The sequence below is a fragment of the Streptomyces sp. Root1304 genome (assembly GCF_001426405.1).
Lineage (GTDB): Bacteria > Actinomycetota > Actinomycetes > Streptomycetales > Streptomycetaceae > Streptomyces.
This window is the reverse complement of the sequence record NZ_LMEP01000027.1, coordinates 64,333-79,747: the sequence shown is the minus strand read 5'-3', so window position 1 is coordinate 79,747 and position 15,415 is coordinate 64,333. Positions and strand designations below refer to the sequence as shown.

Sequence of the window (15,415 nt, the reverse complement as noted above, 5' to 3'; positions counted from 1 at the left end):
GGGCCCGGTGGTGATCACACGATCCGGTGATCCACCCGCGAGCGAACGGGCGGCGGGCCCGGGACCGCTTGGATGGGGGGTGATCCCATCGGCCCGTCGAAAGAGAACCGCCCATGGCGAACATCTGGCTGCCGCCCGTCGAGTACGTCGCGACCCTGCCGAGAGCGACGGCGTACGCCTGCCTCTACTTCACCGACACCGGAGGCCGCCCGTTCCAGCTGCGCGCCAGCTACCGCACCGAGATGTGGCAGTGGCCCGGCGGCAACATGGACCCGGGGGAGACCCCCTGGGAGACGGCCGTACGCGAGTGCCACGAGGAGACCGGGATCACCTTCACCGGCGAACCCCGCCTCCTCGGCACCCACTTCGTCGTCGACCGGGGCGAGGAGTGGCCGGCCAACCACATCGGTTTCGTCTTCGACGGCGGTGAGCTGACGGACGAGCAGATCGCCGGTGTCGTGCTCGACCCGGAGGAGCACAGCGAGTACAGCCTGCGCACCCTCGACGAGTGGGAGCGGGAGATGGAGCCGCGGGAGTTCGCCCGGCTCGCGGGCATCGACCGCGCCCGCAGGACCGGTACTCCGGTGTACCTGGAAGGCTGTCCCGAGAGGGACTGAGCGCCGGGAGCACGGGCCCGGGGGCCGCCTCTCGGTACGGGCGGTCCCCGGGCCCGGAGCCCTCAGGCCCGGCAGCCCACCGGGTGGGCGATGTCGACCACGAACCGCTCCGGCGAGTGCAGCCGGAAGGTCTTGTAGGCGGGCTTGGTGTCGAAGGCGGCTCCGATGGTGACCACGCCCTCGAAGTCGCCGGTCAGGGCGACCCCCTTGAGCGCGGGAAGGTGGATCTTCAGCAGCCGGGGGCCCTGGTGGACGGAATGCCCGGCGGCGTCGTGGGCGGCCGCGGGGGAGAGCCTGATCTCCAGGAAGTACTTCCCCGCCAGCGGGACCTTCTGTCCCGAGCCGTCGTGGCGCAGCACGTCGACCGGGCGGACGGTGACCGGGGGCAGGGCGCCCCGCACGTCGATCACGAGCCGGTCGAAGGTCGCGTGGCCGCCCCATCGGGCGTCGACGACCAGGGCGGTGGCCCGGACCGATGTGCTCCGGGCCGGGGTGGTGGTGGCGCCCGCCGGGATCATCGCGCCGATCCCGGCGGTCAACAGGATGCCCGCGGCCGCGAGGGTGTGACGGTGTCGCATGACGTCCCCCGTTTCTCCTGCTCGGGGACAGTGATGTCACTGGAAGAGACATCCACCACAACCGTACGGTTCCCACCGGTATGGGGTAAAAGGGCGCTATGTGCTGGAGTGCGACGGCCGACCTCTGGGCGGGCCTCGGGATCGGCGCCGTCGGCGTGGCCGCCCTCGCCTCCGTACGGCGCCCGGGAGACGCCCCGCTGGCCGCGCTGCCGCTGCTCCTCGGCGCCCACCAGGTCGTCGAGGCCGCCGTCCGGCACGCCGGCGGCGGGTCCGGACCCGCCACCCTGGCGTGGGCCGTGATCGCCCTCCCGCTGCTGCCCCTGTGGGTCCCCCTCGGCGTCCTGAGCGCCGCCCGGCCCCCCGACCGGCCGCGCCTGCTCCTCCCGCTCGCCGCCGGAACCGTGACCGCCGGCTTCCTCGCGTACGCCCTCGCCACCCGCACGGTCGAGGCCGAGATCCGCCCCCACACCGTCGGATACGCCGTGGGCGTCCCGTACGCGCCCCTCCTCCTCGCCGCCTACCTCTTCGCCACCGTCGGCGCCCTGCTCCTCGCCCGCGACCGGCTCCTGAGGCTCCTCGGGCTGGTCACCGGGGTCGGGGCGGGCGTCTGCGCCCTGCTCTGGCGCACGGCGTTCCTCTCCACCTGGTGCGCCCTCGCGGCGGTGGCCTCGCTGGTGATCCTCGTCTGGATCCGGAGACGGCCGTAACTCCTCGGCCGCTCAGCAGTTGACCCGGTCATGAAGAAGCGCAGCATGCTCGCCATCGCCTCCCTCGCCGCAGGCGTCGTCACCGCCCTCATCACCCCGCCGCCGCAGGCGAACGCCGCCGAGAGCCCCCTGGGCAGTGCCACCGGCCTCCTCCAGGAGGACGGCGTGGGGCCCGTGCTCCACCAGACCGTCGAAGGCGCCGAGGGCGCCCTCCAGGCCCCGGAGCCCGGCGGACTGCTCTGACACCCGGCGACCGTGCCGCCACCGGTGCCCCGCGCCCCCGACGGGCCGCGGGGCACCGGCGCGCCGTCACACGGGCGGAGGCGGCCCGTGCGCGCGCCGTGCGCGAGTAATGACAGGATGTCCCCATGAGCGAGAACGTTTACTTCGACATCACCATCAACGACGAGCCCGCGGGCCGCATCACCTTCAAGCTGTTCGACGACGTCGTCCCCGAGACGGCCCGTAACTTCCGTGAGCTCGCCACCGGCGAGCACGGCTTCGGCTACGCCGGTTCCCCGTTCCACCGCGTCATCCCGCAGTTCATGCTGCAGGGCGGCGACTTCACCCGGGGCAACGGCACCGGTGGCAAGAGCATCTACGGCGAGAAGTTCGCGGACGAGAACTTCAAGCTGAAGCACGACCGCCCGTTCCTGCTCTCGATGGCCAACGCCGGCCCGAACAGCAACGGCTCGCAGTTCTTCATCACCACGGTCGTCACCAGCTGGCTCGACGGCAAGCACGTCGTCTTCGGCGAGGTCGTCGAGGGCCAGGACCTGGTCACGAAGATCGAGGGCCTCGGCTCCGCCTCCGGCGCCACCAAGAAGAGCATCAAGGTCGCCGACTCCGGCATCGTGAAGGCCTGATCGCCTTCCCGAGCTGAGCGGGGGGCGCCACGCGAGCCCTCCCTCGACCCACCCGGCCGGGGCGGGGACGCCGTCCGTGCGACGCGCGTCCCCGCCTCCGCCGTGTCCGGGGCCGGTCCCTCAGGCGAAGGCGGGCGCGTTCCGCTCCGCCCACGCCGAGAACGGGCTCGGACCTCGCCCGAGCACCCGCTCCACGTCCGGGCTCACCCGCTGCTCCTCCGCGCTGGGCTCGCCCATCACCGACAGCATCCCGTCGACGGCCTCCGCCGGCAGGAACCGCGTCAGCCGGGACCTGGCCTCGGCCGCGCTCAGCGGTACGAACTCCACCGGCTCGCCGAGCGCACCCGCGAGCGCCCGCACCTGCTCGCGCGGCGACACCGCCACCGGGCCGGTCAGCACATAGGTGCGACCCTCGTGCCCCGGACCGCGCAGCGCCTCCGCCGCGACCCCCGCGATGTCCGCCGGATCCACCAACGGCAGCGGCACATCGGCGAACGGCGCCGCCACCGCACGGCCCGAACGGACCTGATCCGCCCAGAAGAACGCGTTGGACGCGAAACCCCCGGGGCGCAGCACCGTCCAGTCGAGCCCCGACTCCCGTACCGCCTCCTCGAACGCACGGAGAATCGCGTGCGACGCGGAGTCCACGCGGGTACCCACCAGCTGCGAGGACTGGAGCACGATCCGCCGCACCCCGGCGGCCACCGCCGCCGCCACGATCGCGCGCGGCCGCAGTTCGTCCCCCAGACCGGCGACCAGCAGGTACACCGCCTCCGCCCCTTCGAACACACCCTCAAGGCCGTCCACGTCGGCCAGATCACCCCGCCGGTGCGCCACCCCGGCGGGCAGCCCCTCGGCCGGCCGACGGCTCACGGCCGTGACCTTCTCACCGGCCGAGGCCAGCAGCTCCACCAGCGGTCGTCCGACGTTTCCGGTCGCTCCGGTCACCACGATCACAGTTCTTTCCCTCCAGGGAGTCCCCGGCGGAGCACGAACGCCCCGCCGTCTTCGTGACCTCATCCTGGAAGGCGAACTGGCCATCCTCCGGCCAGTTTCACCGGGCTCTTCAGCTCGATCCGGCTGCGCCCTCGCCCTCGCCGTACCGACGCTCGAACTTCGCGATCCGGCCCTCCGAGTCCACCGTCCGCGCCTTGCCCGTGTAGAACGGGTGGCTCTCGGAGGAGATCTCGACGTCGATCACCGGGTACGTCTCGCCGTCGTCCCAGTCGATGGTCCGCTCGCTGGTCGCGGTGGACCGGGTCAGAAAGGCGTACCCGGCCGTGCGGTCACGGAAGACCACCGGGCCGTACTCGGGCTGCTTGTCCTGCTGCACGTGTCCTCCTCGGGCTCACGCCCTGGCTCGGCCGGCCTGATCGGCGCGGCACCCCCAGCCTCGCCGTGCCCACGGCGGCCGACCAGCGCCACAGGTCCGACCGGGTGACCCGCCGCACGGGCCTCCGAGGAGCCGGCGGTATCTTCCGACACGGCCTACGGCCAGCGCGCCGCGAGCAGCAGGGCGATGTCGTCCGGACGGGCCGTCGCCTGCCGGGCCTCCCGGGTCACCCGGTCGGCGGCCTCCGCGAGCGGCAGCGAGGCGGTCGCGGCGAGCGCCTGCCGCAGGGCCTCGATCCCGTCGTCGATGTCCTGGCCCGGCTGCTCGACCAGACCGTCCGTGAACAGCGCGAGCACCGCACCGGGCGCGAGCCGCAGCCGCGTCACCGGATACGAGGCACGGACGTCGATCCCGAGCACCATCCCGCCCGCCAGCTCCACCCGTTCCGTCGTCCCGTCGGGCCGCATCAGCAACGGCGGCGGATGCCCGGCCCGCACCGCCCGCAGGTCCCCCGACTCCGGGTCGAGCAGCACGTAGCAACAACTGGCGAACTGCCCCGGATCCAGGTCGATGAGCAGCCGGTTCGTGCCCCGCATCACGTCCTGCGGCCGATTGCCGGCCAGCGCGAAGGCCCGTACGGCGCTGCGCAGCTGACCCATCGTGGCCGCCGCCGCCACCCCGTGCCCCTGCACGTCGCCGATCACCAGCGCGAGCTGACCCGGCCCGGTCTCGATCACGTCGTACCAGTCCCCGCCGACGTCCATGCCCACCGTCCCCGGCAGATATCGGCCCACCGTGTCCACGCCCTCGCACACCGGCAGCCGGTGCGGCAGCAGCGCGTCCTGGAGGCCCCGCGCCACCGCCGACTCCGTCTCGTACCGCTGCGCCCGTTCGAGCGCCTGCGCGATGAGTCCCGCGAGCGCCGTCAGCACGGTCCGCTCCTCCGCGCTGAACCCGCGCGGCCGGTCGAAGCCCAGGATGCAGGAACCCACCGGCCGGCCCGAGGCGATCAGCGGCAGGAACGCCCGGGCCCCCGAGTGCGCGTCCAGCGGGAGGTCCGGATACGCCCGCCCCAACTGCTCCATCGACTCGAAGAACAGCGCCCGGCCCGTCGTCAGGGTCTCCACCCCCGGCACCCGGGAGTCAAGGGCCACCCCGTCGAAGGGTTCCAGGAATCCCGGCGGGAATCCCGTCTCCCAGGCCAGGTACAGCCGCCGGTCGCTGAGCAGATAGATGGCCAGCTGCCGCCCGCCGAACGCCGGCAGCAGCTCCTCCGTCACCACCGAGGACACCTGGCGCGCCGTCACCGCCTCGGAGAGCGCGATGGCCAGGGCCACCGGCCGGTACAGCGAGGTGATCCGACCGTCCGAGGCGTCGGGCCCTTTCTCCGGCCGCGCCGGTGCGCCGGGCCCCCGCGGGCGCGCCGTCGGGCCGTCCTCGGGGACCAGCACCATCGTCACCCCGTCCCGCCCCGGATGCAGCGACACCGACAGCCACCGGCCCTGCTCGGGGCGGGCCAGGAAGCGCACCGGTTCACCGGAGAGGAGCGCGGCGCGCAGCTGTTCCTCGTGGAACGGGAGACCGAACCAGGGCAGCGCCTCCCACAGCGGCCGCCCCGCGAGGGCTCCGCGCGGACGGCCGAGCAGCCGCTCGGTGCGCTCGTTGACATAGGTGACCCGGCCGAGCCGGTCGATCGCCAGGATCGCCCGGGGGAGCCGGTCGGTGGCGTCGGAGCCGACCAGACCGGTGCCGAGGTCGACGAGGGTGCAGGTCAGCCGCACCCCGGTGGGGCACACGGCGAAGCCGCCGGAGGTGCCGATCCCGGGCGGCGCGCCGTATCTGCCGAACGTGTCGGGCCGTCCGAAAGCCTCGGGGCGCTCTCCGGCCTCCGTCCCCGCCGGGCTCCTGCGCGCCCTCGTGGAGACCTCCAGCAGGTGCAGGCCCCCGTCCGGCCCCTTCAGCCGTATCCGGCGTACCACCGGCCGCCCGCCCGGATCGGTCGCCTGCCGGGCCGCCGCCCACAGCGCGTAACCGTCCTCCGGCTCCAGCAGGGACGTCAGCACCTCGATCGAACAGGGCGAGGTCACCTCCGCGCCGAGGATGTCCAGGAGCCCGGCGTCCATCGTCACCGTGCCCGTGTCCACGTCCCAGTCGAAGGAACCGAACCGGACCGGGGGCGCGCCCGCCGTGGACAGCTGCACGCACACCGGGTCGCCCGGCCACTCGACCGGCGTCCCACGAAGGGACAGGTCGGCCAGGGCCCCGCCGAGCCGGAGCGCCTCGCGCGTCATCCGGTTGCGGTCCCGCGCGTCGACCGGCACCCCCGGGGTCGGCGCCCGCAGCGCCACCAGCACCCCGAAGCGCTCACGGCCCGCGACGACCGGCGCGTACAGCGAGGCGAAGGGGAACGGCAGACTCGCCACCAGCTGGGGGAAGCGGCGCATGGCCTCCTCGACGTCGGCGAGGTGGACCGCCTGGCCCGAGCGATGCACCTCGGCCACCGGGAACGGCCGGTTCTCGTGCATCCGCCACCACGGGCGGAACACAGGCCCCGGCAGACCCACCAGCACGCCGAGCCGCAGCAGCCCCGGTGTTCCCGAACGCAGATAGACCCCGCCCGCGTATCCGCCGACCTCCTCGACGGTCCGCAGCGCCGTCTCCGCGAGGGCCCAGGTCAGGGCGCCGGAAGCCGGCCCGTCGGCAGCGCTGTTCCCGGACGGACGCCCGGTGCCGCCCGCCGGGCCGGGGCCGGACGTGCCGTGCGAGGTCACACAGCCAGGATGCGCCCGGTGCCGCCCGCCCGCCCCCCGGCGCGGTTGACCGCACGCGTCCGTCCCGTCACACTCGGTGGTCGGCCGCCGCCGGAGGAGCGGCGCCGGAACCACCTCGCGAGCAGGGGGCACGATGACGGGCCGGGTTCTTCCGTACGACGTACACGGCGAGGGGCCCGCACGGGCGCTCGTCCTGCACAACTGGTTCGGCGACCGGACCAGTTTCGCCCCGCTGCGGGCCCACCTGGACGGCACCGCCGGCTCGTACGCCTTCGTCGACTGCCGCGGCTACGGCGAGGCCCTCGACCGCAGCGGCGCCTACACGATGGAGGAGGTCGCGGCCGACACGCTGGCGGTCGCCGACGACCTCGGCTGGGACACCTTCTCCGTGATCGGTCACTCGATGGGCGGCAAGGCGGCCCAGCTGATGCTGCTCGACGCCCCCGACCGCGTCCGCTCGATCATCGGCATCTCGCCCGTCTCCGCGGCGGGCTTCCCCCTCGACGGGGAGACCTGGGAACTCTTCGCGGGCGCCGCCGAGGAACCCGCCAACCGGCGGGCCATCATCGACAACACCACCGGCGGCCGCTACGACGAGGCCTGGCTGAACGCCCTCGTGGAGCGCTCCGTCGGCCGCTCCTCCGCCACCGCGTTCCGCAGCTACCTCGACTCCTGGTCCCGCACCGACTTCCACGAGCGGGTCCGCGACAACCCCACCCCGGTGCTGCTCGTCGTCGGCGCCCACGACCCCGCCCTCGGCAGCGAGGCGATGGAGTCGACCTGGCTGCGCTGGTACCCCAACGCACGCCTCGAAGTCCTCAAGGACGCCGGCCACTACGCCCCCGAGGAGACCCCCGAGGCGCTGGCCGACGCCATCGAGGCTTTCCTCGCCGCCTGACGGGACCTTCCGCGCCGTCATCCGGGACCGAAGTCCCGGGTGACGGTCCGGCCGCCGGGCACCCGAAGGATTAGGGTGCGCGAGCGCACCGGCCGGAGGAACGGAAGGGCGGGAGACCGATGACGGAGCGGACCGGTCACGGCGACGACAGGCACGGGCACGCGGGGCAGGAACAGGACCCGCACGGGCCGGGCGGGAACGGCCGGGACGGAGCACGTGGGCAGGTGCTCGTCGGCGTCGACGGCTCCGAGTCCGCGCTGCGCGCGGTGGAGACCGCCGCCCAGGAGGCCCGGTCGCACGGCGCGCGCCTCAGCGTCGTCCACGCCTTCGTATGGCCCCTGCTGCACGTGCCGCTCGGCCCCTCGGCGTACGGTCCGCCCGGCGGCGGGCTCCGGCAGCAGGCCCAGGACGTCGTCGACACGGCCGTCGCCCGCGCCCGCGCCTGCGCGCCGGACGTCGACGTCACGGGGGAGATCATCGAGGGGGAACCCCTCACCGTGCTGGCCACCCGCTCCCGCTCGGCCGCGCTGGTGGTGGTCGGCAGCCGGGGCGCGGGCGCGTTCACGGGCCTCCTCGTCGGCTCGGTCGCGGTCCACCTCGCGGCCCACGCCGCCTGCCCCGTGCTGGTGGTCCGGGGCCGCGAGCGGCCGAGCGGGCCCGTCCTGCTCGCCGTCGACGGCTCCGCCGGCTCCGACGCGGCCGTCGAGTTCGCCTTCGCCGAGGCGGCGGCCCGGGGCGCGGAGCTGCTCGCGGTGCACGCCTGGGCCCCGTCGACCGGGCCGGCCGACCCCACCCCGCTCTTCCACGGCACGGAGGAGATCCGGGGCGAGGAAGGACGCGTCCTCGACGGAGCGCTCGCGGTGGCGGAGGCCCGCCGGCCCGGTGTCCCGGTCGAGCGGCGCCTCGTACGGGGCAGGACCCGGCCGGTCCTGCTCGCGGAGAGCGCCGGGGCCCAGCTCGTGGTGGCGGGCGCCCGGGGGCGCGGCGGTTTCGCGGGGCTGCTGCTCGGCTCGGTCAGCCAGGCCCTGCTGCACCACGCGGAGTGCCCGGTCGCCGTCGTGCGCGGGTGATCCCGCCGGGCGCGCGTCTACCCTGGAGTCACGGGCGGGGGACGGACACACCGTCCCGCCCCGCGCCCGGAGCCGCGTGACGGAAGGGCGGCCGACGATGTTCTTCAGTGATCGCACGGACGCGGGGCGCCGGCTCGCCGCCCGCCTCGACCGGTTCAAGGGCCATGACGTCGTGGTGCTCGGTCTCCCGCGCGGGGGAGTGCCGGTGGCCGCCGAGGTCGCCGACGCCCTCGGCGCACCGCTGGACATCTGCCTCGTACGCAAGCTGGGCGTGCCCCGTCAGCCGGAACTGGCGATGGGCGCGCTCGGCGAGGGCGGCGTACGGGTGCTCAACGAGCGGGTGCTCCGGGACACCGGGGTCGACGAGCGGGAACTCGCCGCCGTCGAGGAGCGCGAGCACCGCGAACTGGAGGAGCGGGGCCGCCGCTACCGGGGCAGCCGACCGGCCGTGCCCCTCGAAGGGCGGACGGTCCTGATCGTCGACGACGGGCTCGCCACCGGCGCCACCGCCCTCGCGGCCTGCCGGGTGGTACGGGCCAGGGGCGCCGCCCGGATCGTGCTCGCGGTCCCGGTCGCACCGCACGGCTGGACGGCCCGGCTCGGCGGCGAGGCCGACGAGACGGTCAGCGTCCGCACGCCGGAACCGTTCTACGCGATCGGTCAGTTCTACCGGGACTTCTCCCAGACCCCGGACGCCGAGGTGGTCGCCTGCCTCGACCGGAGCCGTGCCGCGCACGACCCGGTCGTCCAGGACACCGACGTACGCGTTCCCCTCGCCGGGGTCACCCTTCCGGGACGGCTCGCCGTGCCCGAAGGCGCGACCGGCATCGTCCTGTTCGCCCACGGCAGCGGCAGCGGCCGCCACAGTCCGCGCAACCGGGCCGTCGCCGCCGCACTCAACCGGGCGGGCCTCGGCACGCTGCTGTTCGACCTGCTCACCGAGACCGAGGCGGTCGACCGCGCGCATGTCTTCGACACCCCGCTGCTCGCCGGGCGGCTGGCCGGGGCCACGGAATGGCTGGCCGGGGAGCCCGCGAGCGAAGGCCTGCCGCTCGGGTACTTCGGGGCCAGTACGGGAGCGGCCGCCGCGCTGTGGGCGGCGGGCGATCCGGCCTCGCCGGTGGCCGCCGTCGTCTCGCGCGGCGGCCGGCCGGACCTCGCCGCCGAGCACCTGGGGCGGGTCCGAGCCCCGACCCTGCTCGTGGTGGGAGGCAGGGACCTGCCGGTCCTCGACCTCAACCGGCGGGCCCGGTCGCTGCTGCGCTGCGAGAGCCGGCTCGAGGTCGTGGAGGGCGCCACCCATCTGTTCGAGGAGCCGGGCGCCCTGGAGGAGGTGGCGGAGCTCGCCACCTCCTGGTTCACCGGGCACTTCCGGGATCAGTAGGCCCCGTTGACGTTGTCGATGGAGCCGTAGCGGTCGGCCGCGTAGTTGCAGGCGGCGGTGATGTTGGCGACCGGGTCGAACAGGTCCATGGCCGTGCCGGGCACGTGGTAAGCCTGGAAGGTCGGCTCGATGACCTGGAGCAGGCCCTTGGAGGGCGTCCCGGCCGAGGCGTTGGAGTCCCAGAGGTTGATGGCCTGGGGGTTGCCCGAGGACTCGCGCATCACATTGCGGAGGATGCCGTCGTACGAGCCGGGGATGCCGTGCTGGGCCATGATGTCCAGCGACTCCCGGATCCAGCCGTCGAGGTTGTCGGCGTACTGGGTGGCCGCGACCGGGGCCGCCTGGACGGCGGCCGGGGCGGCGACGGGCACGGCCTGGGCGGCGGAGGCACCGGTGCCGGTGGCCACGGCGGCGGTGACGGGGGCGGTCCGGCGCTCGGAGCGACTCGCCCGGTCGGTGGTGGCGGACGACTTCTTCGCCTGCGTCGGGACGGCCTTCGTGGGGGCGGCCTTCGCGGAATCCCGACGAATCGTCAGTTCAAGCCCGGGATGAATAAGTGACGGATTGTCACCCACCGTGCTCCTGTTGGCCCGGTAAAGGTCCTTCCAGCCGCCCTGAATTCCCTTCTTCTTGGCGATCAGGGAAAGCGAGTCGCCGCTGACGACCGTGTAGGAGCGTGCGGCGGCGGTGGCGGCCGGAGCCTTGGCCGGTGCCGCGAGGGCGGCCGGGGCAGCGGGGGCCGCGACGGCGCGGACGGCGATCTCGGGTGCCGCCGACACGGGCGCGGCACCAGCTGCGGCGGGGGCGATCAGGGGCAGGGCGATGGCGGCCCCACCCGTGCCGACCAGCGCCCATCCACGGGAGACGGCGTTGTGTCGGGGGCGGCGGTGCTTACGGACTGCAGGCATGACGGTGTCCTCTCCGGCGCCTGCGGGGTGAGCTGTCGGGTTCGGACGGGAGATGTCCGGCCGCGCGCACGCGGCTGCACCCCGAGCCGTCCCGGATTCCGGGCCGGCGTATTCGTGGGTCCCCCGCTCCTGCCGTCGGGTGAAAAGGAAGGTATTTCGAGCAGTGGCAGGATTCGGCGATCCGCTCGAATGGAGGTGACCGTAGGCCAGTAATGCGACGGATAACAAGAGGACCGGAGCGACGACCTCCGTAAAGGATCACTGAATTCCCTGAATTCAAGATCGACCGGAACTCGGCGGCGCGGAACTCCCTTGTGAGGCACGGCCCTGGCAGACACCGGCGGGCGAACCGCGCCGGGAAAAGTGAGTCGCGTCACCAGGTGCCCAATGTCCGAATATGCGAAGTAATTCTGTTAATGGGGAATCATGCCGTAAAGCCCGATGGGGAGTGCGGGCAGGCGGGGGTAAAAGTCGCAAACCAGACATTCTTCGTGAAAGATGGGGGCGACCCCGACCGAGGAGCCGCCCGGATGTCGCCCTCCACACCTCTGATCAGCCCCGACGCGCTCGACCGCGAGGCCGCCGCGCTCTACGAGAGTGCGACCTGGCAGCGCATCGTCACCGACTGGACCTCCGCACCCACGGCCGTACCGGAACCCGGGACCACCCCGGCCCCGGATCCGGGCCCGACGCCCGTCGTCCCGGCCGCGCCCGGCGCCGCCCCCGACGCGGAAAGATGGAGACGGCTCCTCACCGTCCCCGTCGACCGTCTCGTCGCCGACGCGCTCGACGCCCTCCCCCCGCCCCTGCCGGTCGAGCGCCGCCTCCCCGGCCGGCTCGGCGCGGTCCTGCCCGACCGGCTGCACACCTGGCGCCGCATCGGGCAGCCCGAGCTGCGCCCCTCGGTCCACCTCGGCTACGCGCGCCTGGTGCTGACGGAGTGGGGCTGGCAGAACGCCCCCTACAAGCTGCGCGACGCCCGGGGCGCCCGGTGCGTCTGCGGCGCCCTGCTCGCCGCCCACCGCCTCGGCTACGGCGGGGCGACGACGATGAACGAGGCGGCCGCCTGGATCATGACCGAGCTGCGCTCGCGCGGCTGGCACGAACTGATCGGGCCGTGGAACCGGGCCCCCGGCCGTACGGCGGCCGACGCGGTGGACCTGCTCGACGCCACGATCCACCGCGCCGCGCTCGCGGGCCGCTGAGGCCGCCCCGGACTCATCCGCTGATGCTCGGCGCCCCGCTCTCGATGTGGCCGGTGTACCGGCGCGACCAGGTCCCGTCGATGTCGGCGAGGACCGTGAAGTCGTACCAGCCGTTGGTGTAGGCCACCGCGTTGAAGAAGTCCTCGCGGGTGGAGTTCGCCGGCACGGTGTACGTCCACGGGCCGTCGGTGCGGTAGGCGTTCGAGCGGATGGTGAAGGTCACCGGCCCGGCCGAGGTGTTGCTCAGCTTGAAGTACAGGGCCGTCCTGCCCGTGCCCGGTTCGGTCGCGAACCGGGCCGCCACCTCGACGGCCTTGCCCGCCTTGGACGCGTCGCCGATGAAGCGGCGCAGGAAGCGGTTGGGGCCCATCATCGAGATGTCGTACTTGCCGGAGCCCGACCCGAGGCCGATGTTGAAGTAGTCGGACGCGGTGGCGCCGGGGTCGACCGTGTACTGCCAGGCGGCCGTGTCGCGGTACTGGTGGGGGTGGATCGAGAAGTGCGCCGCCCGCTGGGCCTCCGCGCCCTGGTTGGTCATCGAGAACCAGGCCAGGATCTTGCCGGCGGCGCCGAACTCGAAGCGGTCGAGATTGCCGTTCACCTGGTAGGGCAGGGCGCGGGCCGGTCGGGTGCCGGACTCCTGCGCGGGCAGCGCGTTGTTCTGCGGGGCAGGGTTCGGCAGCGGGCCGCAGGTGGACTGGCCGATGACCTTCGCCGTGGCGGGCAGCCCGGCCGGCACCCCGTACACCGGATGGGCGAAGTCGAACACGCCGGTCAGGTCGCCCGTCACCTTCCGCCGCCAGGCACTGATGTTGGGGCAGGCGGCCGGGGTGCCGAGGGCCGCCGTCCAGGTCTCCATGAAGCGCAGCACGGAGGTGTGGTCGAAGACCTCGGAGCTCACCCACCCACCCCGGGTCCACGGGGACATGACAACCATGGGGACGCGGAATCCGAGGCCGATCGGGACGCCGTCGAGGTACTCGCCCGGAGTGCCCGGCGGTGCGACCGGCGGCGGCACGTGGTCGAAGAAACCGTCGTTCTCGTCATAGTTGAGGAAGAGCACGGTCGAGTCGAAGACCTCGGCGTCGGCCGCGAGCGCGCGGTAGACCAGATCGACGAAGTGCGCGCCGTCCCCCGGAGGGGCGTACGGGTGCTCCGAGAACGCCTCGCTCGCCACCACCCACGACACCTGCGGCAGCGTCCCCGCGACGACGTCGGCGCGGATCGCCGCCGCGATGTCGTCCGGCGTCGAACCGGTCACCTTGGGGACCGAGCCCATGCCCCGGTCGTACAGCGGGTCGCCGGGGCGCGCGTCGGTGAACTTCTTGAAGTACGCGAGACCGTTGTCGCCGTAGTTGTCCTGCGCGTTCTGGTAGACCTTCCAGCTCACCCCGGCCCGCTGGAGCGCCTCGGCGTACGTCTCCCAGGTGAGGCCCGACTCGTCGCCGCCGTCCTTGCTGGAGCCGTCGATCTTCCCGCTCCACAGGAAGGTGCGGTTGGGGCCGGTGGCGCTCAGCGTGGAGCAGAAGTACGCGTCGCAGACGGTGTAGTTGTCCGCGAGCGCGTGGTGGAAGGGGATGTCGGTGCGGCCGAGGTGGCCCAGGGAGCGGGTGTTGCCCACGCCGGTGACCCAGTTGTCCATGCGCCCCTTGTTCCAGGCGGCGTGCTGCGAGGTCCAGCTGTGCGGCAGGTCGCCGTTGCACTGGGCGAGGGTCTCGCCGTCGACGCCGCCGGCGGGCGGGGTGTCGCTGAGCTTCCAGGGATACTGGCGGCCGCCCCAGTTGGGCTGGTTGAACATGCCCCAGCCGCCGGGCAGGTTCCCCGCGGCCCGGTCGGCGAAGCCCCGTACGCCGCGCAGGGTGCCGAAGTAGTGGTCGAAGCTGCGGTTCTCCTGCATGAGGATCACCACGTGCTTGATGTCGGTGAGGGTGCCGGTGGCCGCCGACGCGGCGGCGGAGGCCCGTACGGGCGGCAGCGCCGCCCCCGCCACGAGCCCCGCGCCGATCCCGACGAACCCTCTGCGGCTGATGGGAAGCATGCCCCGCCCCTCCTGTCACGCTGTGCCCCGGCGGCACGTCGGGGACATCATGGGGGAGGGCGGCTTAAAGGTATACGGCTGCGGGGTAATTACTGGATTAACACACCAGGGCCAAGTCCCATCGGGCTCTGGATTGGTCCGACTTCATACCAATGGCGTCGGTCGGCTCAGACGGTGAGGACCTCCACGCCTGCCTCGGCGAGCTGCGCGGCTGCCTCGGGAGTGATGTCGGTGTCGGTGACGAGCAGGTCGATCCGGTCCAGACCACAGATGCGGGCGAACGCCCGGCGGCCCAGCTTGGAGGAGTCGGTCACCACGACGACCCGGCTCGCGCGCTCCGCGAAGAGCCGGCTGATGCTCGCCTCGTCCTCCTGATGGGCCATCACGCCCAGGTGCGGGTCGACCCCGTCGACCCCCAGGACCACCACGTCGAGGACGACCTCGTTCAGCACGCCGACCGTCAGCGGGCCCACCAACTCGTACGTCTGGGGGCGGGCCACCCCGCCGGTGGTGACGATCTTGATCTGCGGGCGCACCGCCAGCTCACCCGCGATGTTGAGCGCGTTGGTGACCACGGTCAGGGCGGGCCCGGTGGGCGCGGCGGCCCCCGGGCCCTCCGGGCGGCCGCTCGCGAACCGCAGTGCGAGCGCCCGCGCCACCTCGGTCGTCGTCGTCCCGCCGTTGAGCCCCACGACCTCGCCCGGCGCGACCAGGTCCGCCGCCGCCTCCGCGATCCGGCGCTTCTGCGGGGCGTGCCGGGTCGACTTGTACCGCAGGGGCAGCTCGTACGAGACGCCGTGCGCGACCGCCCCGCCCCGCGTCCGTACCAGCAACTGCTGCTCCGCCAGCTCGTCGAGGTCCCGGCGGATCGTGGCGGCGGAGACGTCCAGCGTGGACGCCGCCTCCTCGACCTCCAGCTTCCCCGAGGCTGCGAGGAGTTCAAGGAGCGTGTTCCACCGCTCGTGCTTGGGCATGGGTCCCTCCCTCGGGCTCGTGCGCGCGTCCGATTCTATCCGCCGGCGCGTGCGGGATCTGGAAAC

General features: G+C 73.4%; 15 protein-coding genes and 1 riboswitch. Of the genes, 8 read left to right on the top strand and 7 right to left on the bottom strand.

Going from position 1 to position 15,415, the window contains the following annotated elements:
* Positions 1 to 113 precede the first annotated feature (113 nt).
* Positions 114 to 617, top strand: a complete 504-nt coding sequence (locus ASD33_RS31465; RefSeq protein WP_056568399.1) for an NUDIX hydrolase — start codon at positions 114 to 116, stop codon at positions 615 to 617.
* A 62-nt stretch (positions 618 to 679) separates the two neighbouring features.
* Here the strand turns inward: ASD33_RS31465 and ASD33_RS31460 are convergent, their stop codons facing one another.
* A complete protein-coding gene (locus tag ASD33_RS31460) occupies positions 680 to 1,195 on the bottom strand; it encodes a hypothetical protein (protein WP_056568396.1) in 516 nt (171 codons plus the stop codon).
* A gap of 98 nt (positions 1,196 to 1,293) precedes the next feature.
* Between ASD33_RS31460 and ASD33_RS31455 the strand changes: the two genes are divergently transcribed.
* The 3 genes from ASD33_RS31455 to ASD33_RS31445 all read left to right on the top strand — a co-directional run bounded on the left by ASD33_RS31455 (position 1,294) and on the right by ASD33_RS31445 (position 2,768).
* A complete protein-coding gene (locus tag ASD33_RS31455) occupies positions 1,294 to 1,902 on the top strand; it encodes a DUF6629 family protein (protein WP_056568392.1) in 609 nt (202 codons plus the stop codon).
* A gap of 30 nt (positions 1,903 to 1,932) precedes the next feature.
* Positions 1,933 to 2,145, top strand: a complete 213-nt coding sequence (locus tag ASD33_RS31450) for a hypothetical protein (RefSeq protein WP_242427195.1) — start codon at positions 1,933 to 1,935, stop codon at positions 2,143 to 2,145.
* A 125-nt stretch (positions 2,146 to 2,270) separates the two neighbouring features.
* Positions 2,271 to 2,768 (top strand): peptidylprolyl isomerase, encoded by a 498-nt coding sequence (locus ASD33_RS31445; RefSeq protein ID WP_056568389.1) that lies wholly within the window; start codon positions 2,271 to 2,273, stop codon positions 2,766 to 2,768.
* 120 nt (positions 2,769 to 2,888) lie between these two features.
* Here ASD33_RS31445 and ASD33_RS31440 read toward each other — a convergent pair whose 3' ends face one another.
* From ASD33_RS31440 to ASD33_RS31430, 3 genes are all read right to left on the bottom strand, one after another.
* The gene (locus ASD33_RS31440) at positions 2,889 to 3,725 is read right to left on the bottom strand and encodes an NAD(P)H-binding protein (protein WP_056568386.1); all 837 of its coding nucleotides are present in this window, start codon (positions 3,723 to 3,725) and stop codon (positions 2,889 to 2,891) included.
* Positions 3,726 to 3,834: 109 nt separating this feature from the next.
* Positions 3,835 to 4,101: a type B 50S ribosomal protein L31 gene (locus ASD33_RS31435; RefSeq protein ID WP_056568383.1), complete on the bottom strand. Its 267-nt coding sequence runs from the start codon at positions 4,099 to 4,101 to the stop codon at positions 3,835 to 3,837.
* 155 nt (positions 4,102 to 4,256) lie between these two features.
* The gene (locus tag ASD33_RS31430; RefSeq protein ID WP_056568381.1) at positions 4,257 to 6,872 is read right to left on the bottom strand and encodes a SpoIIE family protein phosphatase; all 2,616 of its coding nucleotides are present in this window, start codon (positions 6,870 to 6,872) and stop codon (positions 4,257 to 4,259) included.
* 133 nt (positions 6,873 to 7,005) lie between these two features.
* Between ASD33_RS31430 and ASD33_RS31425 the strand changes: the two genes are divergently transcribed.
* From ASD33_RS31425 to ASD33_RS31415, 3 genes are all read left to right on the top strand, one after another.
* Positions 7,006 to 7,770 (top strand): alpha/beta hydrolase, encoded by a 765-nt coding sequence (locus tag ASD33_RS31425; RefSeq protein WP_056568377.1) that lies wholly within the window; start codon positions 7,006 to 7,008, stop codon positions 7,768 to 7,770.
* Between the two features lie 119 nt (positions 7,771 to 7,889).
* A complete protein-coding gene (locus tag ASD33_RS31420; RefSeq protein WP_079045118.1) occupies positions 7,890 to 8,840 on the top strand; it encodes a universal stress protein in 951 nt (316 codons plus the stop codon).
* Positions 8,841 to 8,937: 97 nt separating this feature from the next.
* Complete coding sequence (locus ASD33_RS31415) at positions 8,938 to 10,224, top strand: phosphoribosyltransferase family protein (RefSeq protein WP_056568374.1); 1,287 nt, start codon at positions 8,938 to 8,940, stop codon at positions 10,222 to 10,224.
* On the opposite strand, the gene ASD33_RS31410 is transcribed toward ASD33_RS31415, so the two are convergent.
* Positions 10,218 to 11,132 carry a LysM peptidoglycan-binding domain-containing protein gene (locus ASD33_RS31410; RefSeq protein WP_056568370.1) on the bottom strand — a complete coding sequence of 305 codons (915 nt, stop codon included), beginning with the start codon at positions 11,130 to 11,132 and terminating at the stop codon, positions 10,218 to 10,220. The two genes, ASD33_RS31415 and ASD33_RS31410, sit on opposite strands and share 7 nt — an antisense overlap.
* Positions 11,133 to 11,136: 4 nt before the next feature.
* Positions 11,137 to 11,321, bottom strand: a riboswitch (cyclic di-AMP (ydaO/yuaA leader).
* A 341-nt stretch (positions 11,322 to 11,662) separates the two neighbouring features.
* Here ASD33_RS31410 and ASD33_RS31405 point away from each other — a divergent pair.
* Entirely contained in the window at positions 11,663 to 12,337 is a 675-nt protein-coding gene (locus tag ASD33_RS31405) for a hypothetical protein (protein WP_056568367.1), read from the top strand.
* Positions 12,338 to 12,350: 13 nt separating this feature from the next.
* Here ASD33_RS31405 and ASD33_RS31400 read toward each other — a convergent pair whose 3' ends face one another.
* A complete protein-coding gene (locus ASD33_RS31400; protein ID WP_056568365.1) occupies positions 12,351 to 14,375 on the bottom strand; it encodes a phospholipase C, phosphocholine-specific in 2,025 nt (674 codons plus the stop codon).
* Between the two features lie 167 nt (positions 14,376 to 14,542).
* Positions 14,543 to 15,349 (bottom strand): DeoR/GlpR family DNA-binding transcription regulator, encoded by an 807-nt coding sequence (locus ASD33_RS31395; protein WP_056568362.1) that lies wholly within the window; start codon positions 15,347 to 15,349, stop codon positions 14,543 to 14,545.
* Positions 15,350 to 15,415: the final 66 nt, after the last annotated feature.